The organism is Nesterenkonia alkaliphila (assembly GCF_009758175.1).
GTDB classification, from domain to species: domain Bacteria; phylum Actinomycetota; class Actinomycetes; order Actinomycetales; family Micrococcaceae; genus Nesterenkonia; species Nesterenkonia alkaliphila.
The window spans coordinates 1-22,974 of record NZ_WRPM01000093.1; the positions used below are offsets into that span (position 1 = coordinate 1).

Sequence of the window (22,974 nt, forward strand, 5' to 3'; positions counted from 1 at the left end):
CTCGGCGGCGACCTGCTCGGCCACCGTCTGGTTATCCCCGGTCAAGAGCACCGGGGTCAGGCCGAGGTCCTTGAACTGGCTGATCGCTTCTGCGGAAGTGGGTTTGATCTGGTCGGAGACCACGAGCACGCCGCGGGCTTGTCCGTCCCAGCCGATGGTGATCGCGGTCTTGCCCTCGGTCTCGGCAGCCTGTTTGGCGGCCTTGAGGTCCTCATCGAGGTGCATTGACCAATCAGCCAGCAGCGACTCCCGTCCGGCGACCACGGCGTGACCGTCCACGACGCCTTGGACGCCTTTGCCTTCGATGTTCTCGAAGGACTCCGGGGCCGGCAGCTCGCCGACCTGTCCGGTGGCTCCGGCGGCGATGGCCTGGGCGATGGGGTGCTCGGAGTAGGCCTCCAAGCCCCCGGCGATCCGCAGCAGTTCGGCCCGGTTCACACCCGGGGCTGGGACCACATCGGTCAGGGTCATCTTTCCAGTGGTGACGGTGCCGGTCTTATCCAGCACGATGGTGTCGACCTTCCGGGTGGATTCCAGCACTTCGGGACCCTTGATGAGCACGCCCATCTGGGCTCCTCGTCCGGTGCCGACCAGCAGCGCGGTCGGTGCCGCCAGTCCCATCGCGCAGGGGCAGGCGATGATCAGCACCGCGACCGTTGCGGTGAAAGCGGCGCTGACAGGGAACCCGGCCATCAGCCAGGCGCCCAGCGCGGCGACGGCCACCGCGATCGCGATCGGCACGAACACGCCAGAGACCCGGTCGACCAGGCGCTGGATCTCGGCCTTGCCGGATTGGGCGTCTTCGACCATCTTGGCCATCTGCGCCAGCTGGGTGTCCGAGCCCACCCGGGTGGCACGGACGACCAGCCGGCCGCCGGCATTGACCGTGGCCCCGGCGACAGTGTCGCCCTCGGAGACTTCCACGGGCACGGATTCACCAGTGAGCATCGAGGCATCGATGGCGGAACTGCCGGATGTTATCAATCCGTCGGTGGCGATCTTCTCACCGGGGCGGACCACGAACTCGTCGTCGACGTTCAGCTGCTCGACGGAGACTCGTTTCTCGACCTTCTTCCCATCTGGGCCGTTCCGGAGGATGGAGACTTCCTTCGCGCCCAACTCCAGTAAGGCGCGCAGGGCTGCGCCGGCTTGGCGCTTGGAGGTTTTCTCGAAGTAGCGTCCCAGCAGGACGAAGGTAATCACCCCGGCAGCGACCTCCAAATAAATGTGCCCGAGTCCGTCGGTGCGGGAGATGGTCAGCTCGAAGGGGTGGACCACTCCGCGGTCCCCGGCAGTGCCGAAGAACAGGGCGATAAGGGACCAGATCAGTGCGGCACTGGTGCCCACCGAGATCAGGGTGTCCATAGTGGCCGCACCATGTTTGAAGTTCGCCCAGGCGGCCTTATGAAACGGCCAGCCGGCCCACACCACCACCGGAGCGGCCAACGCGAGCGAGGCGAAGCCCCAGAAGTCGAACTGGAGTGCCGGGATCATCGCCATCAGGATCACCGGCACCGCCAGGATCGCCGCACCGATCAACCGCTGCTTCAGCACCCGGATCTCGGCATCCTCACGCGACTCACCCTCATCGGCCGTGCTGGGCTTCTCACCCTTAGGGGCGGGGAGCTCGGCGGTGTAGCCCGTCTTCTCCACCTCGGCAATCAGTAGGCCCGGGTCGTAGTCGGCGGGGGCGGTGACGCTGGCCTTCTCGGTCGCATAGTTGACACTGGCCTCGATGCCGTCGAGCTTGTTGAGCTTCTTCTCGATGCGGTTCGCGCAGGAGGCACAGGTCATGCCACCGATCTGCAGCTCAACGCCAGTGAGGTTCACCCCAGTGCTGGTGTCTTCTGTGCTGGTGTGCTCAGTGGTCATGGTCCTCTCCTTCCTCGTTGTTGGCCTGGCCTGCGTCGCCGGAGTCGGTGCTGCTGGTGGTGTTGACGACCAGCGGGGCCGTGTGCAGGTTTCCGTCGACCTGGAAGTCCAGGAACAGCAGGTACCGGCCCTCAGTGGGTGCGGTGGCCTCGAAGACGATCTCCGGCCCTGAGATCTCACTGGCCTCGGGGGCATCCCCGTGGGGGTGGACGTGCAGGTATGCCAGGTCGCCCTCGCGCAGCGCCACCAAGTGGCCGAAGGCTCCCAGGTAGGGCTCCAGTTCGGTCACCGGTTCGCCGTCACGGGTGATGGTCATCGTCAGCTCGGAGGCCTCACCGGCCACGAGGTCGCCCTCGACGGCCACGTCGAATCCATCGACCGTGGTCTCCGAGGCAGGCTCAGCCACAACCGGATCGTAGATACCGGCGACCTGAACGGTGGTCGACAGCGTCAAACCCTCGCCGACCTCTGCTGGTACGAAATCCGCGAAGATCCGATAGGTGCCGGCCTCTTCCCACTCCCAGGGGATGGACCAGGTGCCATTCTCATCGCGCTCGGGGTGCACGTGGCGGAAATGCTGCCCGTCGGCGCGAACGGCGATCAGGTGCATCTCTTGTTCGTGATCAAGCTCGAACTCAGTCACCCGGTCCCCGTCAGGGCCGGTCACCGCCAGCGAGAGCTCACCCCCGGTGCCAGTCTCGCCAGGGGCGGTGACCTCAGTGAGCTGGTAGCCATCCTGGGCCACGCCGAGGCCCACCGAGGCCGCATCAACCCCGTGGCCCTGGTGCCCGCCATTGCTCATGTCGTCTCCTTCTGCGTCGTGTCCTTCAGGGCTGTGGTGGTCGGCGTCGTCTACCCAGTTCTGCACGGTGTCCTCGTCGATGACCGCGTTCGCCGTGAATCCCGACACGACGAACACGGCCACGAGGATCAGCCCGTACAAGCCCAGCCGTGCAGGTGCCTTCATCTCAGCTCCTGACGGCCTGATAACCGGCCTCAACGACCGCAGCGATCACTGCGGCATCATCGACCGGCTGCTCAGCAGTGACGGCCAGATGGCCGGTCTGGGCGCTGACGTCGATGCTGGTGACTCCGTCGATCTCGGAGACCTCGCTACGGATAGCACCCTCGCAGTGCCCGCAGCTCATCCCGGACACCTGGTACTCAGTCGTGGTTGACATACTCAGTAACTCCTTCACTTGTGTACGACTTACAGTATTGAGATTATACCCATAGGGGGTAGGGGTCAACCCATGGTGGTGTCGGCTTCCTGCTGCGCCTTCCCGGTCGGGGCGACATGCCGCAGTACGGTCGCGGCAATGATCGCGGCCAGAGCCGCGATCACCGCGGAGACGATCGCTGCGGTATTCAGTCCGCCGGTGAAGGCCTGCTGGGCTGCGGCAATGAGCTGCTCGCCCAGTCCACCTGGAAGCTCGGGTGCGGTGGCCATCGCTGCGTCGACACTGTCGGAGGCGGCTGCGGCCGCATCGGCCGGCAGTCCATCGGGCAGCAGCTCACCGATCTGATTGCGGTAGGAGGCAATCCCGACCGAACCGATGACCGCGACACCTACGGAGATGCCCAGGTCGTTGGCGGTGGTCGCCAGTCCGGAAGCTCCGCCGGCCTTCTCTGGTGGCACCGAGCTGACCACCAGGTCGGTAGTCAACGCCATCGACGGGGCGACACCGGGGTAGGTGATCACGAAGGAGGCGATCACCAGCGCCAACCCTGCGCCGGCGTCGAGCTGGGTAAACAGGATGTAGCCGATCACCTGAGTGAGCAGGCCGATGGCGATCACATTGCCGGGTCGGAACCGCCTAGCGAAGACCGGGGAGAGCGTGGAGACCACGATCAGCACCGCCGCCGCCGGAAGAATTGACAGCCCGGCCTGCAAGGGTGAGAGTTCCTGGACCTGCTGGAGGTACTGGGTGAACAGCGAGTACACCCCACCCAGCGCGGCCGCGGAGAGCAGGAACACCGCCAGTGCTCCGGCAACGGTGCGGTTGGCGAACAGCCGCACGTCCAACAGCGGCTTCTCAGCCCGTAGCTGCCGGATGACGAACCACAGTCCGACCAAAACGCCGGCAGCCAGCAGGGCGATGGAGGCCCCTGCAGGTTCGGCGGCGGCGAAGCGCTTGATGCCGTAGATGATCGCCAACAGGCCACCGACCAGCAGCAGGGCGCTGAACAGGTCGATCTTCGCGGTGGGGTCCTTGTGCTCGGGCAGCAGCAGGGGAGCGCCGATGACCACCAGGGCCATTATTGGCACCGCCACCAGGAAGGTCGCTTCCCAGCCGAAGCCCTCCAGCAATAGCCCCGAGAGCAGTGGACCCAGGGCGACGCCGGCGGAGATGCCGCCAGCCCAGACCCCGATGGCAACCCCGCGCTGCTTCGCATCGGCGAAGAGCACGAAGATCAACCCGAGGGTGGCTGGGATCATCATCGCTGCGGCCAGTCCGAGGATGGCGCGCCAGGCGATCATCAGCTCCGGGCTGGTGGTCAGTGCTGCCGCGATTGAAATTCCGGCGAACACGAGTGCACCGATCACCATCAGCAGACGTTTGCCGATCCGGTCGCCCAGCACGCCCATCGCGACCAGGAACCCGGCCATCACGAACCCGTAGATATCCAGGATCCACAGCAGCTGCGTGCTGGAGGGATTGAGGTCGGCGGCCATATTTGGGGCGGCCAGGAACAGGATGGTCAGCATCATGAACAGCAGCGTCGAGGGCGTGACCAGCACGGCCAGACCCCACCACTGCCTCGCGCCCGCCTTCGGGGCGGTATCGCTCTGGCTCATGGTCGCTCTCCTCCTGGGCGTGTCGTGGTTGTCAGTCGCATGGCTGTGTGCCCCTTTCCTGTTGTTGCGCCGCTGAGTCGGGCGGTGACACCGTAACTCAATCATCGGTGTACGGGTTGTAACGGCTACACTATCTCATACATTCCCATACGACTTGTGAGGTGGACGATGCCAACGAAGAAGGCTCAAGCGACTCACGGCGCCAGGGGGGCGTCAACCGCATCGACTCGACCGGCCAACCGGCGGGCGGACGCTCAGCGCAATCGCGCCAACATCCTCGCGGGCACGGTCACTGCCATCCGGAAGAATCCGGACGCCTCGGTTGCCGACATCGCCGCCGAGGCCGGCGTGGGGCGCATGACTCTCTACGGTCATTTCCAGACGCGCGCCGAGCTCATCGAAGCGGCCCTCGTCGAGAGCCTCGCTCGCGGTGAGGAGGTCCTCGAGGGCGTGTCTCTCGACGGCGATCCTGCCGAGGCGTTCCAGCGCTTGGTCGCTTCTAGTTGGCAGCTCGTGGATCAGTCCCGGGCACTGCTGGCCGCCGCACAGAAGGAGTTGCCTGCCGCTCGCATCCGGGAGATGCACGAGAGTGCCGAGGCCCGCATGCGCGGGCTTCTGCTACGTGGGCAACGAGAGGGCTTCTTCCGTGCCGACCTACCAGTGTCGTGGTTGCTGACCACCACCCACGTGGTGATGAACGGCGCTGCGGAAGAGGTCCGGACCGGGCGGCTGGATGCTGACGACGCACCGTGGTTCATCGATGCGATCCTGCTGCCGGCATTCGCGCCGAGCGCCGCCGGAGAGGGGGATGCATGAGGACCAATACTGTCGGTGTCATTGGCGCAGGTGCAGCAGGAATCGCGGCCGCGAAGGCTCTCACGGGTGCAGATGCCGGTATCGAGGTCGAGCTGTTCGCCCGTACTGGAGAAGAGCCCTCCAACCGGACGCTGGTCAACAAGGGCGTGGCCATCGGTTTGCTTGACCCTCATCAGGCAGCCCTTCCAAGTGCCGGAGTCATTCCTACCTCGGACACCGTGCGTGGCGTCGACCCGCGCACTCGCGAAGTGCGACTCGACTCCGGCGAGAGACGCGCTTTCGACGCCCTCATTGTGGCGACCGGGAGTCGGCCAGTGCTTCTCGACGAGGACATCGTCGGCCGCGATCAGGCTGTCCACGCTGGTCGGCTGACCACTCTGCACTCCATGGCTGACGCGGTGCGCGTGCGTGCCCGTCTAGCCGAGGCCACGCCAGCGCGGGTGCTCATGCTCGGCGGGGGCCTCGTCGCCTCGGAAACCGCCTCTCTCCTGACAGATGCCGGTCACGATGTGGCCCTGATTGCCCGCTCCCATGTGCCGGGAGTTCGCTCGATCGGTAATCCCATCGCCCGCAAGCTCCTCGAGCTGCATCAGCCTCAGCACGCGGCCTATCTCGGGCGGCAGGTGCGCGCGATTCGCACCGACGCCGACCGCGCTTCGATCACCCTCGATGACGACACCCGCATCGAGGGTGACATCGTCGTCGTTGCCCACGGGACCGTGCCCGCCGCGCCAGCTCCATGGACGGGCCCCGAGGGCATGCCCGTGGACGGTCGCCTGCGTTCTCTACAGGCGCCGGGCCAGCGCGTCTACGCAGCCGGCGGGGTTGCAGTCCACCAGTACCCCGGCTCTCGGTCTTATCGCATCGACCACTGGGACGACTCCACAACACAAGGCGTTCATGCGGCCGACGCTCTCCTCCACGATCTCGGGCTCGGTACTGATCCCGGCATCTACCTGCCGACGTCGACTTTCTCCGTGCGGGTCCACGGCCACACGCTTCTCGGTGCTGGGCATCCAGAGCTTGGCACCAGTACGCGTGTCGTCTCCTCCGATCCACTGGTGGTCGCCCACTACCACGGGGACACGCCCGTTGCCCTTACGGGCATCGATGCCGGGGCGCTGGTGCGCGAGCAGATCCCGCACCTGCACGACCGCGATCCGATCCGGATCTGAGTCCGGCTTAGACGTTCATGTCGAGACGTGTGGGTGGTCGCAAACGGTTCGTCGTCTGCGACCACCCACAATCAGGTCTCGGGAATGGTGGCACGACGAACTGACGGGGCCACGCTGTGGTCCGGACTGCAGGACATCGGCTTCACCTGTCCTGTTGCTCAGGGCCTAGGCGCCGCAGCTCCAGTCCATGCCGCCACATCCCCAGCTCGAGCGCCCGGACGCCTGCAGGTCCAAGACTCGGTTCGTGACTGATTCAGATGCGCGTTCGTAGCTGGACGTGGCATCACCTCCTGACACCGCACCCGCGTAACTCATACACGGATGCTTGTGTTTCTGCTACCGTAAGTCAAACAGACATGTTTGACTACGGAGGTTGGAGAGGATGCATCTCGCTACGCCAGGCCCAGCTCGCCGTCGCTCCGATGCAATGAGGAACGCTGAGCGGATCATCGAAGCGGCAGTCTCGCAGCTGCGACATCGCCCCGATGCGACGATCACCAGCATCGCGCGTGAAGCTGGTCTGAGCAGGGTGACCGTCTACGGCCACTTCGAATCCCGGCGAGCCATCGTCGAAGCCGCCGTCGACCGGGTCATCGCCGAGGGCGATGACGCTCTCGACGCAGCGGCGAACGAGAAGGACCCGGTCCGGGCGGTTGAGTGTGTGCTCGAGCTGAGCTGGCACTTGATGGATCAGGCCAGATCTCTGATCCTCGCCGCCTCCGATGAGCTCACCCCCGAGAGGCTGCGTGAGCTTCACGAAGCGCCTGCAGCCCGCGTCACCGCATTGATCGAACGTGGTCAAGCTGCCGACGCCTTTCGCACCGACGTGCCCGCCTGGTGGTTGGTCACCGCCATCCACAGCGTCATCCACGGCGCTGCGAGCGACCTCATCAACAACCGCCTGCACCACGGTCCGGTCCTGACGTTGATCACCGGGACCGTCCTGGCGCTGCTTCGCCACCCCCAGACTTCCACCCAGGAGAGTGTCCAATGACGAACACTTCCCGCGCCTACATCACCGACCGTATCGAAGACACAGCGAGGGCACGACCCGACGCCTTAGCCGTGCTCTACGGCGACGTCGAACTCACCTACAGCCAACTCGAGGCGGAGGTCACGGCGCTCGCCGGCGAACTGAGCTCCCACGCACTTCCCGTGGCTGCGCCGGTCATGGTCGCTGTGCCGCGCAGCCCGGAACTGATCGTGGCCATGCTCGCGCTTTGGAAGGCCGGGCTGTCATATCTGCCCGTTGATCACCGCGACCCGGCCCGACGCCACGAAGAGATCCGTGAAGCCACCGGTGCCGTCGCGACTATCACCCAGGCTACAGATCCTTCCTCCTGTGTCGCCAGCCTGACGATCAACCCTCATCCCGTCACCCAGCCGCACCCCCTGAGCACGGCCGCACACGAGGACGACACGGACGCCGCATACGTCATCTTCACCTCCGGTTCCACCGGGCATCCCAAGGGGGTAGCGGCCTCGCATATGGCACTGTCGTCCTTGATCGCAGAGTTGGTCACCCGCTACGGCATCGACGGCGATGACCGTGTGCTGCAGTTCGCGGCACCGACCTTTGACACCGCCATCGAACAGATCGGCGTCGCCCTGGCTGGAGGAGCGACCCTGGTCCTGCCCGACACCCTCTGGGCACCCTCGGAGTTCCACTGCAAACTCACCCAGGCCCGGGTCACGGTCATGGACCTCACACCCAGCTACTGGCGAGAAGTCGCCGGCCACTCCCACCAGGCAGACCTCGCAAATCAGTCCATCCGACTCCTCATCCTCGGCGGCGAGGCCGTGTCCAACCAGGACTTCAAAGCCGCCCGCGCCGTCTACCCGCAGGCCCGGCTGCTCAACGCCTACGGCCTGACCGAGACGGGCATTACCTCCTGCCTGTCCGAGATCACCGAGACCGACACCCTCAATGACGGGCCCGCCGCCGTCGGCCATCCCCTTGAAGGAGCCGGCCTGTGCCTCGTCGATTCCAATGGCGCCCCCGTGGCCCCAGGCGGCAGCGGCGAAGTCGCACTCACCGGACGCCTGGTGATGGGCATGACCTGTGGCTTCGCCGGCCTGGACCCGTTGCCCACGCTCACCCTCGACGGCCGTCTCTACTACCTCACCGGCGATATCGGCTATCTCGACTCCAGTCGGCGCCTGTTCGTGACCGGGCGTACCGACCGACAGCTGAAGATCCGCGGATTCCGCGTCGACCCCGAGGAAGTCGAGAATGTCCTGCGCGCTCATGACGGGATCGGTGACGCAGCTGTGATCAGTGACCCCGAGGCCACGACTCTGCATGCCTTCTACACCGTGCGCCCCCAGCATGACGATCCGGGAAGCCGGAACCTGCTGGCCCATGCCCGCGATGTCCTGCCCGGCCACGCCGTCCCCAGCTCGGCCACCGTGCTCGAGTCACTGCCCCAGACTGCCCACGGCAAGACCGACTACAAGGCGCTCACGGGGGCCATCCCAGCACCCGGAGACGCGAAAACTGACGTGCCGGTCGACATCGACTCCGCGATCGACCAGGCCGTCGCCGGTGTCTGGACCGATGTCCTCGGCATCACCCGTGAACAGCTCGGGCTGTCTTTCTTCGACGCCGGCGGCACCTCCGTCGCCGCCGCCGAGCTCGTGGCCCGCACCCGGGCCAGTCTGGGAATCCACGTCCGCTTCGTCCGCGCACTCATTGAGCGTCTACTCAAGGACCCGTACTTCGTCAGCTACTGTCAGGCCGTCGCGAAGGCACGCAGGGGCACCCTGGCAGCCGAGGGTGACCCGCGCGCGGCCATGCAGGCCGATCTTGACCGCACCATCACACTCACCGAGCCAGCACCCACCCTGCAACCGCCCCGACTGCGCGCGGACTCGACCGTGCTGCTCACTGGTGCCACCGGATTCCTGGGCTCGCATCTCCTACCGCGGCTCCTCGCTCAGACACCGGCCCGAATCGTCTGCCTTATCCGCGCGAAAACCGAAGAGGCAGCGCGTCGACGCCTGCGCGAAGCCTGGGCGAAGTACGGGTCGGACCCGGACCTCCCCGTCGATGCCGAGGAACGGATCGATATTGTCCTCGGCGACCTCGCCCAGCCCTCCTTAGGGCTCGACGATGCCGCCTTCGAGTACCTGACCGATCGGACCAGCATGGTGATTCACTCCGGTGGCACGGTCAACTTCATCTACCCCTACATGGAGATGAAGGTGGCCAACGTCGATGGCACCTACGAACTCCTCCGCCTGGCAGCAGCCCACGGGGTCCCGTTCCACCACGTGTCCACGATGGCCGTAGTCACCGGGCACGGTCTCACCGGCACCCGTGCGATCAGTGAGGACACCCCGCTCGATCACCTCGATCAACTCGGAGTCGGCTATGTCGAAAGCAAGTGGGTCGCTGAACATCTTGTCCAAGACGCGGCACGCTCCGGGCTGCCGGTCGCGATCTACCGTGCCGCAGACATCTCCGGGCACACCGAGCGCGGGACCTGGAACACCGCCACCGAGATGTGCTGCATGAAGCGCTTCATCCGGGACATCGGCGCCATCCCACGCGCAGAACTGCCCATGGACTACACGCCCGTCGACGTCTTCGCCGACGCCCTCGTCCACATCGCCACGCACCAGAACGCCGATGGGCGGGTCTACCACCTGACGAACCCCCACAAGTCCCACATCTCGCTACTGCAGCAGCGGCTCCAGGCTCGCGGCAACGACATCGGGGAACTCTCCTGGGACGACTGGGTCGCCCAGATGATCGAGCTAGCCGTGACCAGCCCCGAGCATCCCATGACACCTTTCGCGCCCCTGTTCATCGACAAATGCCCCAGCGGGCAGATGAGCGTGGCCGAAATGTACCTCGAGGACACGTTCCCCGAATTCACCCGGACCAACGTCGACACTGCCCTGGCCGGAACCGACATCACCTTCCCCGACGTCGATGCCGACCTCATCGACCGCTATCTCGACTTCCTGGAACGAAAGGAGTTCCTATGAGCCTCAACTGGGCTACCCTCCACCACGACACGCTCGCCCCCACGGGCCCCGTCGCCTTCGACGCCGATCTGTCAGCGGAGAACATCCACGCCGCCGCAGCGCAGGGCTTCTACTGCTTCCCCGCCTCCTCTTACGAAGAGGCCATGCTCAACGAGATCCGCTACGCCCCGGACGCTGACGCTGGTCATCTGCACGTCAACGAGCAGACGCCAGAGCCCTACTCTGTGGCATGGCTCTGCCCGGACCCCCGACCCGTGGTGGAACTGACCCACCGGCGCACAGGACGCACGATGCGCCGCTTCGCCCGCCGCCGCGCCGCGTGGCGCACCACGATCAACGCCGCCTTCGACGAAATCGTCACCGCCTGCGCCACCGCCCGGGACACGACCTGGATCACTGACACGCTCCAAGACTCACTTCCCGAACTCCACGAACAGGGCTTGGCGCACAGCAGCGAAGTCTGGCAGGACGAGGAGTTGATCGGAGGTGTCTTCGGCCTGCAGCTCGGCGCGGTCTTCACCGCCGACTCGCAGTTCACCGTCCAGGAAGGCGCTGGCAAGATTGCCGTTGTCGATCTCATGACGCGGTTCTTCCAGGGAGGAGGACGTCTCTTCGACTTCCAATACGACTCCCAGCACGCCACGAACCTCGGGGCGGCACACTTGCCACGCCCGACTTACCTCGACGCCCTGCACCACCTGCGCGAGGTCCAGGTCAACATTCCCCACGAGCGGCGCTCCGTCGAGCACATCGCAGAGTTGGTGACGACATGACAGACCCCATCCAGACCTTTTCCCTCGCCCAACGCCCCGACCTACTGTCTGCCTACGTGAACTTGGACATCCCCTGGCCGGCGTTCGTCGAACCCACGCGCTTGCTCGTGGAATGGGGTCTCCACGCTCACGCCGATCACCAGCTGATCATGCTCGATGGCGATACGCCCATCGCCCGGGCGGCCTCCTTGCCTCTGCACTGGGATGGTGATCCGCAGACGCTGCCTCGGCGCGGCTGGGACGGGGTGATCGAGCAGTCCGCAATCGACACCTACAACGGGGCCGAGCTGAACACGCTGTGCGCGCTCGAAGCCGGCATCGACACCGGCCACACCGGACGGGGGCTCTCCCAGACTGTGTTCACCGCTTTGCGAGATCACGCCCGCGAGGCTGGATTCGAGCACTTCATCGCCCCTGTACGTCCCAGCGGCAAGACGCAGTACCCCGAGATGCCCATTGAGGATTACGTGCAGCGTCGCCGCGACGACGGGCAGCGCGCCGACAACTGGCTGCGCATCCATGAGCGCATCGGCGGGCGCATCATCGCTCTCAGCCCGACCTCTATGACCATCACCGCGCCGCTGGAGACCTGGACGGCCTGGACCGGGGAACCGTTCACCACCACCGGGCTGACCACCATCCCCGGCGGCATCGCACCGGTCTTCGTCAACACCGATCTCGACTACGCCGTCTACATCGAACCCAACGTCTGGGTCAGACACCAGCTCACCGACGCACCCACCACGGAAGGATCCCGATCATGACGAGCCTGGAAGATCGCGACGCCGTCATCCGTCTCATCGGCGGATACATGGTCTCCGATGCCATCCGCGCCGCCGGGAGCCTGGGCGTCTTCACCCACCTGGACCAGCACCCGGATGCCTCCCTGGCCGCTCTCGCCGCCCACACCCGAGCCCCTGCCGAGCAGCTGGATCGGGTGCTGAACCTGCTGCGCTACGCCGGCCTGATCGAACGCCACTCCAATGGGCTGCGCAATTCCTCCCTCGGTTCTGCCCTGGTCCCCGACAGGGCAGGGTCACTGGCGGCGTTCGCGCAGAACTTCACCAGCCCGTTATTCCAGCGAGCATGGGACCATCTCGAGACCTCCGTTCTGACCGGTGAAGCAGGGTTCGACCGCGAATACCACCAGCCGGTCTATGACTACTTCGCTCACGACGAGGCGGCAAACACCTTGTTCAACCAGGCGATGCAGGAAGAGGCCACAGCCACCGCCGAGGCTGCCGCGCAGCTGATCACGCTCGACGAGAACGAAACCGTCGTCGACATCGGTGGAGGCGATGGCACGTTCCTGACCACCGTGCTGCAGGCAGCACCGACGGCGACGGGCATCGTCTTCGATAGTCCCGCCGGCATCGCCGCCGCCGACGGCGTCATCGCCAGCGCCGGGCTCAGCAGCCGGTGCACCAGCGATGGAGGAGACTTCTTCACCAGTATCCCGGACGGAGGAACGACCTACATCATTAAGAGCGTCCTCCAGGACTGGGACGACGAGCATGCCCTGGCCCTGCTGACCAGGTGCCGAGAACGGATCCCCGCCGCAGCGCGGCTGATCATCATCGGCAACTTCCTGCCCGATGCCTACGACGACGCTGCCGCCGTCGGGTATCTGACCGATGTGTGCATGCTCGTCATCAGCGGCGGACGCGAACGCACCCTTGCCGACCTGACCACCCTCCTCGGTCAGGCCGGATTCGCCACCGAGCATATCCGCCGCGAACGTCTCGGCCCCCTGACCGCGGTCGAACTCAGGACAGGCGCATGACGACACCGACCCGAGACTTCGACCCCACCTCCGTCATCGACCAGATCCTCACCGGCCACCTGCCCGACCCCGGCCAGTTGCCCCAGAGGGACGAGCTCTCCGCAGCCGAGGTCGACTTCGTTGAGGCCATCGCCACCTGGTGTACGGAGCAGGACCTCGCCGTCGTCGTTGAAGCCCACGACCAGGTCCGGGACAGCATCCTGGAGGATCTGGCCCGGCTGGGTGCCTTCCGGATCACCATCCCAGAACGCTACGGCGGCCTGGGCTTCTCCGACACCTGCCTGCTCGCCGTGCTGTCCGTGCTCACCGCCGAGCATGCCACCCTCTGCGAGATCGTCGCCGCCCACCAGGTCATCGGCGCCGTGCGACCCCTCCTGGCCTTCGGCACCGAGACCCAGCGCGAGCGCTACCTCCCCGAGCTGATTGAGCATCCGTCTGCCTTTGCCTTGAACGAGCCTGACCTCGGCTACGGCAGCGGGCCCCTGCAGACCACCGCCCGCCTCGACCCGGCCCACGATGGGTACCGGGTCACCGGGACCAAGACCTGGATCACCAACGCCACCATCGCCACGCACACGATCGTGCTTGCCGACCTCGAGGCCACCAAGCAGACTCCCGGTGGGATCACCGCGGTGCTGATCAAGGCTGACGACCCCGGCGTCACGCGCGGCCCTCAGAGCACCTTCGCCGGCATGCACGGCTTGCCCAATGGCCGATTGCAGTTCGAGAACACCTGGGTCCCCGCCGATCGGATCATTGGCGGGGAAGGCAACGGTGTCGACGTCGCGCTGACATGCCTCAGCCAGTGCCGCGCAGCCCTCCCTGTCGCATGTCTGACGACCACTACAGCCTGCCTGAGACAGGCTGCGGCCTGGGCACGGGAAGACCGCCAGGCCCGCCGCGGTCTGCACACGCACCCCCAGACGCAGGTCCAACTGGCGGCCCTCATGGTCGAGGCGCTCATCGCCAACGCGGTCACCTGGTGCGCACTTGCCCCCGGGTGTGCCCCGACGGACATGGAAGCGGCCAAGCTCATCGTCAGCGAATCCGCCAACCGGGCGACCGACACGACCCTGCAACTCGTCGGCGGCCGCGGATACGAGACCGCCGCCTCGGCACGACGCCGACAGGCGACCCCATGGAGCATCGAACAGCTCTGGCGCGACACCCGCGTGACCCGGATCTTCGACAGCTCCACCGAATCGCTCAAAGACTTCCTCGCCCAGCCCCTCACCGACACACCCGCCCCGCCGACGAGCGCCGCCGGCACCGACTACGCCCCGACTCATACGAGTGCGGCGCAGACGGCTCGGCTCTACGAAGCCCTCAGCTGCAATCCCGAGGACCCGGTCCTCCGGGGCGTAGCTGTCGACTGTGCCCTCGACCTGTTCACCCTCCACTGCCTGGAGCGATACCGCCTACACCTGGGCGAAGACGACGAGCCGAGCACGACGGCCTGGCAGGTCACGGCCCTCGACCTGCATCGGCGCATCGATGACCAGCTGCGCAACCTGTCCGACCCCACCCTGCGCAGTCAACGAGGAGCCCTCGCAGCCGAGCTCGTGGGAGCGCCCGAGACTCCGGCAGGCCCGTTCACGCACGTTCTGACCGCACTGGGAGCGCCCCGATGACCATCACCATCCCCGACGCCGCCCTCGTCGAGAACCCACTGGCCCTCGCGCTGGAAGCGGGAATCCTGACCCCTGGGGATCTCGCGCCCCTGGCCACTCATCTCGACGCGCTCGTCGCGTCCAATATTGCCTCGACGAAGCTGATGGTCGACCGGCATCGAGGCACCCCCGTCGAGGAGTTCTACACGCTCAGCCACGAGTCGGAGCGGGAAGCCCACCGACTCCTGCAGCCCTTCGTCACCCCCTTCACCGAACCGGAAGCCAGTACCTGCTTGGATGCGGTGGCGATGGGCTACCCGGCGCACATCGCCCGTATCGCTGTCACGGGCACCTGTTGGGACTACCCGGTCAGTTTTCTGCATCTCGTGCGCGCCTCGACCCGGTGCTACCGCCACCTGCGCGAAGCTCTCGCCGACACCGGTGCCTTCACCGATAGCGGGCTTGAGCACTTCGCCTACTTCGGTCATGTCGATGACGAAGAGATCCACGCCATCGAGTCCCTCCTCACCGAAGCACCGACTGCCGCCCATAATCCGGCACTTCAGTTGGCCGGGCACCTGGCCGTGTTCGAAGACCTCTTCTGGCAACGCATGGTCACCGTATGCACACCGCAGGCCGCACCTTAAGGAGATACTCATGCCCATCCCGTTCCATATCGCCGCAGCCACCACAATGCCCAGCCGCGCCGGCCAGTGCATGTACGCCAAGACCGAGGAGCTCAGAGAGCTCGGCCCCGCAGTACCTGTCAAGCTCCCCGAGGGACTCACTGCCTGGTCCGTCGTGCGTGGCGAGACCGTGTCCTATCTACTCGCCCACCCCGATGTCTCCCGCGACGTCACCCGGGCCGTGCCCACGTACGAGCCCGGGGAAGTCGCGTGGCTGGCCCCGTGGATCGATCTGCAGAACATGACGACCAAGGACGGCGCCGAGCACGCACGACTGCGCCGCGTCGTAGTGCCTTCACTGACCAACCGGCGCATCCAACGTCTGCGCCCGGCGATCGAGGACTCGGTCCATGGGCTCATCGACAACCTCTCCCGCCATCCCGCCGGAGCCAGCGTCGACGTTCACGCCGAGTACTCATACCAAGTCCCCACACTGGTGATCTGCGACCTGCTCGGCATCCCCGCAGAGCTTCGCCCCGAGGTCTTGCGCGTGTTCCGCCTCGTCGCCCGCACCGACGACCTAACCGAGGCAGAGGCCACACAGCTCAACATCGACCTACTCGCCGCCATGGGGACCCTCATCGCTGAGAAACGCTCCCGCCCAACCGATGACCTCACCAGCATCCTCATCGCAGAAAGCGAGAAGGAAGACGACCCCCTCACCGAAGACGAACTCATCGCGACCCTCCTGCTCATGATCGGCGGAGGCAGCCAGACCACCATCAACCTCATCGACCACGCCCTCGCCGACCTCACCCGCTGCCCGCACGCCCGCCAGGCCCTCGCAGCAGGGACCGATCCCCGGCCGATCATCGAGGAATCCTTACGCAAGGACTGCCCGGTGATGAACCTGCCCATGCGATGGGCCCTGGCCGACATCGACCTCGGCGAAGACGTGATCATCCGCGCCGGCGAACCCATCCTGCTCAACTACGGCGGACACGGCCGAGATGAGACGATCAACCCCCATGCCGAACAGTTCGACCCCGACCGCACCGAACCGCAGCACCTGGCCTTCGGACTCGGCGTGCACCGCTGTCCCGGCTCGAACCTCGCCATCCTCGAAGCCGAGGTCGCAGTGACCCTGTTCTGCCAGGCTTTCCCACACGCGCAGGTCATCGGCGATATCAACGACTATGCCGGTCCAACCTTCATCGGCAACGACCTCCTCGAACTTCCCATGCAGCTGAGACCCACCCATGACCACGCGTAGCAATGACCACGCTGTCGCAGACCGTGCCGCCAAGATCATCCGCGGCGCCGGATACCTCTCCCTGGCCACCGCCACACCCGAGGAAGGACCCTGGGCAGCCCAGCTGCAATACGCCTGGTTCACCAACCCCTTCCGACTCGTCGTCGGCTCCGCCGTCGCTTCTCGGCACTTTCGCGACATCGCCACCACCGGCCTCGCCGCGGCCACCATCTCCACCCTCCCCGGCACACCGCATGGACTGGATGGCCTGCAACTCCGCGGACCATGCTGGCCCCTTACCGGACCCGAGCTGGAAGCCACGGCACCGCCGTTCTACGCACAGATGTTCCCCGACGCGGCCGACGCCCAAGCGCACGCGCTCCCGCTAGAGGAGCTGGATGGTCCCGGGCCTCAACGTCTCCTCGCGTGTCAGCCATCCGAGGTGTGGATCCTCGACCTGGACCGATGGGAACGTGACGGCGTCTCAGCTCGCCGGGCACTCAACATCGCCAGTATCGAGGACGCACTCGGTGAAGTCTCCGCCGACGTCTAGCGCCTGTGTGCTTCATCGTGTGGCACAACCACGGCGGTCAACAACCGTGAACCCATCAGACCCCAGCGCCCCTCGATCGACATGATGCCAAACTCCCAGTGAGTATCTCCCTCGGGGTGGAGAACACCACGGAACCTGCCCCTAGGGGCGTCGATCCTCACCGTGCATTCGGTGAAGTCCAGCCACGTTCCCGTGATTGGGAACCATGCCTTGAAGATTGCCTCCTTCGCACTGAACAAGAGCCGATCCCACGCAATAAGTGGCTCCGACGCTCCGAGCAATGCCAGAGCCGAACGCTCGGCTGCACCGGCAACGAACTCAAGGGTGTCTGCTGGCAGGGCCTTGTTGTACTCCACGTCGATGCCGACCGATCGACAGGCCGACTTCAGCGCCACGGCCGCAGCGCACAGGCCCGCGCCATGGGTCAGGCTGCCGACGGCCCCGGGCGGCCAGCCCGGTTCACGATGTGCCCCCACGGGGATCGCACGCGGAAGATAGCCGAGCCGTTCGAGCGCTCGGCGAGCGCACTCTCGGGTTGTTGCGAACTCTGCCTGTCGACGTGGAACGGCACACGCCACACTGGCGTCTTCTTCCGGCCACACATGAGGGACATCCCTGAGCTCTCCAAGGACTTGGACGACTTCAGTAGAGCACGGCAGCAGGTCGGTAAAGCTCTCAATCTCCCGCATAGGACCTATTGTCCAGTATCACTTGAGAAGTGAGCAGGCCCGGCGGAGCCGCAGCACAGGGCACCCTTGTTATTTCTCCACGTCTCCCGGAGACCCACAGACCCACACACTGTTGGCACCAGCGGTGCCCGGGGTGCGCTGACGCGCACCTAACCCCCGAGGCGGTCCTGCCCGAACCGTCTCGGGAAGAGGCTCGTAATGGTGATGACGATCCGTGTGATGTCGTCTGGATCCGGCTACGAGTACCTCCTGAAATCCGTCGCCACTGCGGACGTTCCCCGCGAGGCGGGTACGTCCCTGACCCGCTACTACACCGAATCTGGCTGTCCGCCCGGCACCTGGACTGGGCACGGTCTCAACAGCCTCGACACAGGACAGGGGACGGCGCTTGCCGCGGGCGACACGGTGACCGAGGAGCACCTTGAGAAGCTCCTCGGCCGTGGCGTGCACCCACTGACCGGTTCGAAGCTCGGCTTGCCGTACCCGAAGATGCGCTCGGCGCATGACCGCATTGCCACGCGCATTGCGCGCCTGCCCGACTCACTGACAGACCAAGCGCGAGGGCGGGCCATTGAGGAGATCCGCAACGAAGAGATTGCACGCAAGCAGAGGAAAGCTGTTGCAGGGTTTGACCTGACGTTCTCGCCTCCGAAGTCCGTCAGCGTCCTGTGGGGCGTTGCCGATGCCGCCACGCAATCACTCGTTGCCGAGGCACACCATGCCGCCGTGCGCGAGACCCTGGCTGTGCTCGAAGCCCGGGTCGCTGCCACTCGGGTCGGACATGGCGGGCTCTCGCGTATGCCCGTGACCGGGGTGATCGCTGCCGGCTTCGACCACTACGACTCCCGGGCGGCAGACCCCCAACTGCACACGCACCTGGTCGTCTCGAACAAGGTTCAGGGCGTGGACGGCCGGTGGCGAAGCCTGGACTCCCGGACCTTGCACCGTGCCACTGTCGCTCTCTCGGCAACGTATAACGCGCTGCTGGCCGATCACACCACACGCATGCTTGGTGTGTCCTGGACAGAGGTCGACCGTGGGAAGGACCGCAACCCGGGGTGGGAAATCGACGGGGTGCCCGCCGAGCTCATCGCTTCGTTCTCCCAACGCTCTATCGGCACGACCGACGGGGCCGAGGGCATCGCACAGGCCACCCGGCGGCTGATCGATGAGTACACCGCTACCCATGGGCACGCGCCGTCGAAGACCGCGATCGCACGGTTGCGCCAGCAAGCAACGCTGGAGACCCGCCCGGAGAAAGAATTGCACTCCCTGGCCGAGCTGACCGCGAAGTGGCGTGCCCGCGCCACAGAGCTGGTGGGCGAAGACGCAACCTTCTGGGTGCAACGCATGCTCACACGGAACTCCCACACGGCAGTACGCGCCGATCATCTGACCTCAAAGCAGATCAGTAATGTCGTGGAGAAGGTGTTGATCGCGGTAGGGGACCGGCGGGTCACCTGGTCGCGATGGAACCTCCACGCCGAAGCGATGCGTCAACTCATGAACATCCGGTTCGCCACGACCGAAGAGCGCACCATGGCGCTCGACCGCGTCGTCCACCAGGCAGAGGCTTCCTCGGTGCGCCTGAGCCCCGGCTACGACCGTCCTGTGCCCGAACACTACCTCGAAGTGGAGGGAACGAATCGGTTTCAGCCGGCAGACCAGATCGCCTACACCTCCCAGAAGATCCTCGACGCCGAACACCGTTTGCTCGAGCATGCCGACCACGCGAGGGCGCCCGATCTGTACGAGAGAAGAGTGCGCCGCCACAGCAGACGGAAGGTTGACGGGGTCCAGCTCACCGCGGATCAGGCGAGTGCGGTCATCAAGATCGCACGGTCCAGGCTCACCCTGGACCTGCTGGTTGGTCCGGCCGGGTCGGGGAAAACCACGGCTCTACGTGCGCTGCAACGCGCATGGGTTGCCGAACACGGAAAGTCATCCGTGATCGGCTTGGCACCGTCAGCGACAGCTGCCGAGGTCCTCGGCGAATCGCTGGACGTGCGGGCAGAGAACACCGCCAAGTTCCTCTATGAACACGATAAAGGCCGATGGGATCTTGCTGCGGGACAACTCGTCCTGCTCGATGAAGCCTCTCTTGCCGGCACATTGACCCTAGACAGGATCACCACGCATGCCACCAAGGTCGGCGCGAAGGTCGTGCTTGTGGGGGATTGGGCTCAGCTGGCCAGTGTGGAAACCGGTGGGGCATTCGGTATGCTCGTCCGCCACCGGGACCGCGTTCCCACGCTCACTGGCATCCACCGGTTCACCCACAACTGGGAGAAGAAGGCCAGCATGGACCTGCGCCGCGGCAAGACCTCCGCCCTCGATACCTATGAGGATGAGCGCCGCCTGCACGACGGCGAGATCGAGGACATGCTCGATGCGCTCTACCAGGCATGGCAGGCCGACCGCGAGACCGGGCACTCCACGCTCATGATCGCCGGCAACGCCGAGACGGTTGCCGCACTCAACCAGCGCGCCCGCGCCGACCTCATCACCACCGGACACGTCGAGGAACAGGGCGTCACGCTACGTGACGGGACCGCCGCAGGGCGCGGGGACCTAATCGTCACGCGCCGTAACGAGCGCCGGCTGACCACCGGGAGCATGAGCTGGGTCAAGAACGGCGACCGTTGGCGCGTAGACCAGCACGGCCAGGATGGGTCGCTGACCGTGCGACGCCTCGGCAAGGGCGACCAGCCCCACGGCACGGCCCTCATGCTGCCGGCCCGGTACGTGGCCGAGCATGTGGAGCTCGGATACGCCACCACCGCGCACCGGGCACAAGGATCGACCGTCGATACCGCGCATGCGCTCATCGACCCCGACAGCGCATCCCGGGAACTGCTCTATGTCGCGATGACCCGCGGGCGTGAGTCGAACCATGCCTATGTCGTGCAGCCCGACCCGCACGAGCCTGAACTCCATCTCGACCCGCCAGAGGAGCTGACCCGGGCCGAGCAGCTGGCCCGGACGCTCGCGCGCAGCGACACCGACCTCTCGGCCACCGAAACCCTCAAAGCAGAGACCGACCGGCACGCGTCCCTCAAGACCCTAATGGATGAATACGACGTGCTCGCCCGCGAAGCCGAGCACGAGCGTTGGGAGACCCTGCTCGACGTCGCCCCGTTCACGCCTGATGTATCCGAGACCGTGTTCACCAGCCCCTACTACGAACGCCTCGAAGCAGCACTATCCCGCCACGAAGCCGACGGCCATAACGTCACCAGGATCCTCACCTTGATGGCCCCCTCCATTGGGGCGGGCGAGGACCACGATGATCCCGCTGCCAAGCTGGCAAACATCATCGAAAAGGCCACCCATACGCTCACGCGCCAGCGCGACATCCGGCCCCGCGTCGGCGGGCTCATCCCCACACCGTCTGGTCCCCTCGAGGACGACATACAGACAGCGCTTACAGCACGCCAGAAACTCATTGAAGCAGGAGCCCACCGACTCCTAGGACACGCCCTCGACACAGATAGGACGTGGACCAAGCATCTAGGGACTCCGCCGATGCGTGCGCGCGCACGCGCAGCCTGGATGGAGAGCGCAGCAACCATCGCACTGTACCGACACCGCTATGACATCGAAGAACCAGCACCGCTCGGTGACGTGCAGCAGATACGCGGCTCGGATCAAGCCACCCAGAAGCGTCATGCCGCTGGTGCTCTCCGCAGCATTCTCGCAATTCGACCACAGACCCAACCTGATGCGCGCCGAGATGCCAGCCGACGCGATGAGGGTCGTTCTCTGTAATCCCGGGACTCCCAGATATCCCGAAGTGCGTCCAGACTCCGGCATGGGCAAGACGCTGTGAATCTCTCACAAATCATCGGGAAATGCCGATCACCTGGCGAACTACTAGGGCATGTCTCTAGAGGCGTAGCTAGGTGAGGATCGCGGCGAGGACGACGCCGCCGCGGTAGACGGTGGCGAGTTTGTCGTAGCGGGTGGCTAGTGCACGCCATTGCTTGAAGAGGCTGAAGGCTCGTTCGATGACGTTGCGGTCTTTGTAGGTTTCGGCATCGAAGCTGGGTGGTCGGCCGCCTGCCGGCCCGCGTCGTTGTCGGGCGGTGATCTCATCGCTCTTGAGGGGAATGACAGCGGTGATGCCTCGCCCTCGCAGCATCCGCCGGTTCACGCCGTTGGAGTGGGCCTTGTCCACGATCACAGCATCAGGACGGGTCCGGGGCCGTCCCGGGCCAAGGCAGGGCGCCTTGATGTCCTCCAGTGCCCAGGCCAGCACTGGGCTGTGTCAAGAATTTTGAACAGTTCGTGTGTGGTCAGGCCGCTTCGGGTAGATCCGCGGCGGCGGGTTGTTGGTGCTCGGCCCAGGCTGTGGCTGGTGCCCGGTACCCGAGGCTTGAATGTCGTCGACACCGGTTGTAGAAGACCTCGATGTACTCGGCCACAGCGAACCTTGACCGGGACCGGGTAGTTAAGACCTGCTGGTGATACATCTCATTTTTCAACGTAGCGAAGAACGTCTCCGCAGCGGCATTGTCCCCAACACTGCCAATCGACCCGGTGATCCCGGCCTCCTCCAGGGCTTCGGTGAAGGCCAGGGAGGTGTCCTGGGACCCGGCGTCGCTGTTAACCCGAATTCCGGTTAATTCGGATCGAGGAGTTCAATACGTCAGTCTGGCCTACACCGAGGCCCTTGCCGCGCATGGGGTGGCCGCCTCAGTCGGTTCCGTGGGGGATTCGTATGACAATGCCCTGGCTGAGGCTGTCAACGGCCTCTACAAGGCTGAGATCATCCGTTCTCGTCGGGTTTGGCCCTCTGTGGCTGCGGTGGAGATCGCCACTCTGGACTGGGTGCAGTGGTGGAACACCCGCCGGCTACACGAGAGCCTTGACTACAGAACCCCAGCAGAGGTCGAAGCCACCTACACTCAAGATCTGACCCTCGCGCCTGCGGTGGTCTAAGCATGGAACGAAACCCAGGCCGCTTCAGGGCCTGACCCCGGTGCTCTTGACCGGGGATAACCAGACGGTGGCCGAGCAGGTCGCCGCCGAG

General features: G+C 65.5%; 18 protein-coding genes and 2 pseudogenes. 13 read left to right on the forward strand and 7 right to left on the reverse strand.

Annotated features, from left to right (window positions below; genetic code table 11):
• The 4 genes from GNZ21_RS12565 to GNZ21_RS12580 all read right to left on the reverse strand — a co-directional run.
• Positions 1-1,872 (reverse strand): heavy metal translocating P-type ATPase (locus GNZ21_RS12565; RefSeq protein ID WP_157324876.1); only part of this gene is annotated, 1,872 nt, incomplete at its 3' end.
• Positions 1,862-2,839: a heavy-metal-associated domain-containing protein gene (locus tag GNZ21_RS12570; protein WP_157324878.1), complete on the reverse strand. Its 978-nt coding sequence runs from the start codon at positions 2,837-2,839 to the stop codon at positions 1,862-1,864. The genes GNZ21_RS12565 and GNZ21_RS12570, both read right to left, overlap by 11 nt.
• A gap of 1 nt (position 2,840) precedes the next feature.
• A complete protein-coding gene (locus GNZ21_RS12575) occupies positions 2,841-3,053 on the reverse strand; it encodes a heavy-metal-associated domain-containing protein (protein ID WP_157324880.1) in 213 nt (70 codons plus the stop codon).
• A gap of 65 nt (positions 3,054-3,118) precedes the next feature.
• The gene (locus tag GNZ21_RS12580) at positions 3,119-4,672 is read right to left on the reverse strand and encodes an MFS transporter (RefSeq protein WP_157324882.1); all 1,554 of its coding nucleotides are present in this window, start codon (positions 4,670-4,672) and stop codon (positions 3,119-3,121) included.
• Between the two features lie 168 nt (positions 4,673-4,840).
• Here GNZ21_RS12580 and GNZ21_RS12585 point away from each other — a divergent pair, with 168 nt between their 5' ends.
• The 11 genes from GNZ21_RS12585 to GNZ21_RS12630 all read left to right on the forward strand — a co-directional run bounded on the left by GNZ21_RS12585 (position 4,841) and on the right by GNZ21_RS12630 (position 17,253).
• Positions 4,841-5,488, forward strand: coding sequence for a TetR/AcrR family transcriptional regulator (locus GNZ21_RS12585; protein WP_157324884.1), 648 nt, complete (start codon positions 4,841-4,843; stop codon positions 5,486-5,488).
• Positions 5,485-6,663 (forward strand): FAD-dependent oxidoreductase, encoded by a 1,179-nt coding sequence (locus GNZ21_RS12590; protein ID WP_157324887.1) that lies wholly within the window; start codon positions 5,485-5,487, stop codon positions 6,661-6,663. Before GNZ21_RS12585 ends, GNZ21_RS12590 begins: the two co-directional genes overlap by 4 nt.
• A 427-nt stretch (positions 6,664-7,090) precedes the next feature.
• Complete coding sequence (locus GNZ21_RS12595; RefSeq protein ID WP_157324888.1) at positions 7,091-7,657, forward strand: TetR/AcrR family transcriptional regulator; 567 nt, start codon at positions 7,091-7,093, stop codon at positions 7,655-7,657.
• Positions 7,654-10,656, forward strand: coding sequence for a non-ribosomal peptide synthetase (locus GNZ21_RS12600; protein ID WP_157324890.1), 3,003 nt, complete (start codon positions 7,654-7,656; stop codon positions 10,654-10,656). The genes GNZ21_RS12595 and GNZ21_RS12600 overlap by 4 nt, the downstream gene beginning before the upstream one ends.
• Positions 10,653-11,429, forward strand: a complete 777-nt coding sequence (locus tag GNZ21_RS12605) for a leucyl/phenylalanyl-tRNA--protein transferase (protein WP_157324892.1) — start codon at positions 10,653-10,655, stop codon at positions 11,427-11,429. Before GNZ21_RS12600 ends, GNZ21_RS12605 begins: the two co-directional genes overlap by 4 nt.
• Positions 11,426-12,193, forward strand: coding sequence for an N-acetyltransferase (locus tag GNZ21_RS12610; protein WP_157324894.1), 768 nt, complete (start codon positions 11,426-11,428; stop codon positions 12,191-12,193). The genes GNZ21_RS12605 and GNZ21_RS12610 overlap by 4 nt, the downstream gene beginning before the upstream one ends.
• Positions 12,190-13,212: a methyltransferase gene (locus GNZ21_RS12615; protein WP_157324896.1), complete on the forward strand. Its 1,023-nt coding sequence runs from the start codon at positions 12,190-12,192 to the stop codon at positions 13,210-13,212. Before GNZ21_RS12610 ends, GNZ21_RS12615 begins: the two co-directional genes overlap by 4 nt.
• Positions 13,209-14,843 (forward strand): acyl-CoA dehydrogenase family protein, encoded by a 1,635-nt coding sequence (locus GNZ21_RS12620; RefSeq protein WP_157324898.1) that lies wholly within the window; start codon positions 13,209-13,211, stop codon positions 14,841-14,843. Before GNZ21_RS12615 ends, GNZ21_RS12620 begins: the two co-directional genes overlap by 4 nt.
• Positions 14,840-15,469, forward strand: a complete 630-nt coding sequence (locus GNZ21_RS15740; RefSeq protein WP_188503817.1) for a hypothetical protein — start codon at positions 14,840-14,842, stop codon at positions 15,467-15,469. The genes GNZ21_RS12620 and GNZ21_RS15740 overlap by 4 nt, the downstream gene beginning before the upstream one ends.
• A 10-nt stretch (positions 15,470-15,479) precedes the next feature.
• Positions 15,480-16,721, forward strand: coding sequence for a cytochrome P450 (locus GNZ21_RS12625; protein ID WP_188503818.1), 1,242 nt, complete (start codon positions 15,480-15,482; stop codon positions 16,719-16,721).
• Positions 16,708-17,253 (forward strand): hypothetical protein, encoded by a 546-nt coding sequence (locus tag GNZ21_RS12630; RefSeq protein WP_157324902.1) that lies wholly within the window; start codon positions 16,708-16,710, stop codon positions 17,251-17,253. The genes GNZ21_RS12625 and GNZ21_RS12630 overlap by 14 nt, the downstream gene beginning before the upstream one ends.
• Here GNZ21_RS12630 and GNZ21_RS12635 read toward each other — a convergent pair.
• Positions 17,250-17,942: a 4'-phosphopantetheinyl transferase family protein gene (locus GNZ21_RS12635; RefSeq protein ID WP_157324904.1), complete on the reverse strand. Its 693-nt coding sequence runs from the start codon at positions 17,940-17,942 to the stop codon at positions 17,250-17,252. The two genes, GNZ21_RS12630 and GNZ21_RS12635, sit on opposite strands and share 4 nt — an antisense overlap.
• 198 nt (positions 17,943-18,140) lie before the next feature.
• Between GNZ21_RS12635 and mobF the strand changes: the two genes are divergently transcribed.
• Positions 18,141-21,710, forward strand: coding sequence for a MobF family relaxase (gene mobF / locus GNZ21_RS12640; RefSeq protein ID WP_229659600.1), 3,570 nt, complete (start codon positions 18,141-18,143; stop codon positions 21,708-21,710).
• A 130-nt stretch (positions 21,711-21,840) separates the two neighbouring features.
• On the opposite strand, the pseudogene GNZ21_RS12645 reads toward mobF, so the two are convergent.
• Positions 21,841-22,188 (reverse strand): annotated as a pseudogene (locus tag GNZ21_RS12645) (transposase); the annotation flags it as partial.
• 49 nt (positions 22,189-22,237) lie between these two features.
• Positions 22,238-22,558, reverse strand: coding sequence for an IS3 family transposase (locus GNZ21_RS12650; protein ID WP_188503819.1), 321 nt, complete (start codon positions 22,556-22,558; stop codon positions 22,238-22,240).
• Between the two features lie 7 nt (positions 22,559-22,565).
• Here GNZ21_RS12650 and GNZ21_RS12655 point away from each other — a divergent pair.
• Positions 22,566-22,883 (forward strand): annotated as a pseudogene (locus GNZ21_RS12655) (transposase); the annotation flags it as partial.
• Between the last annotated feature and the right edge of the window lie 91 nt (positions 22,884-22,974).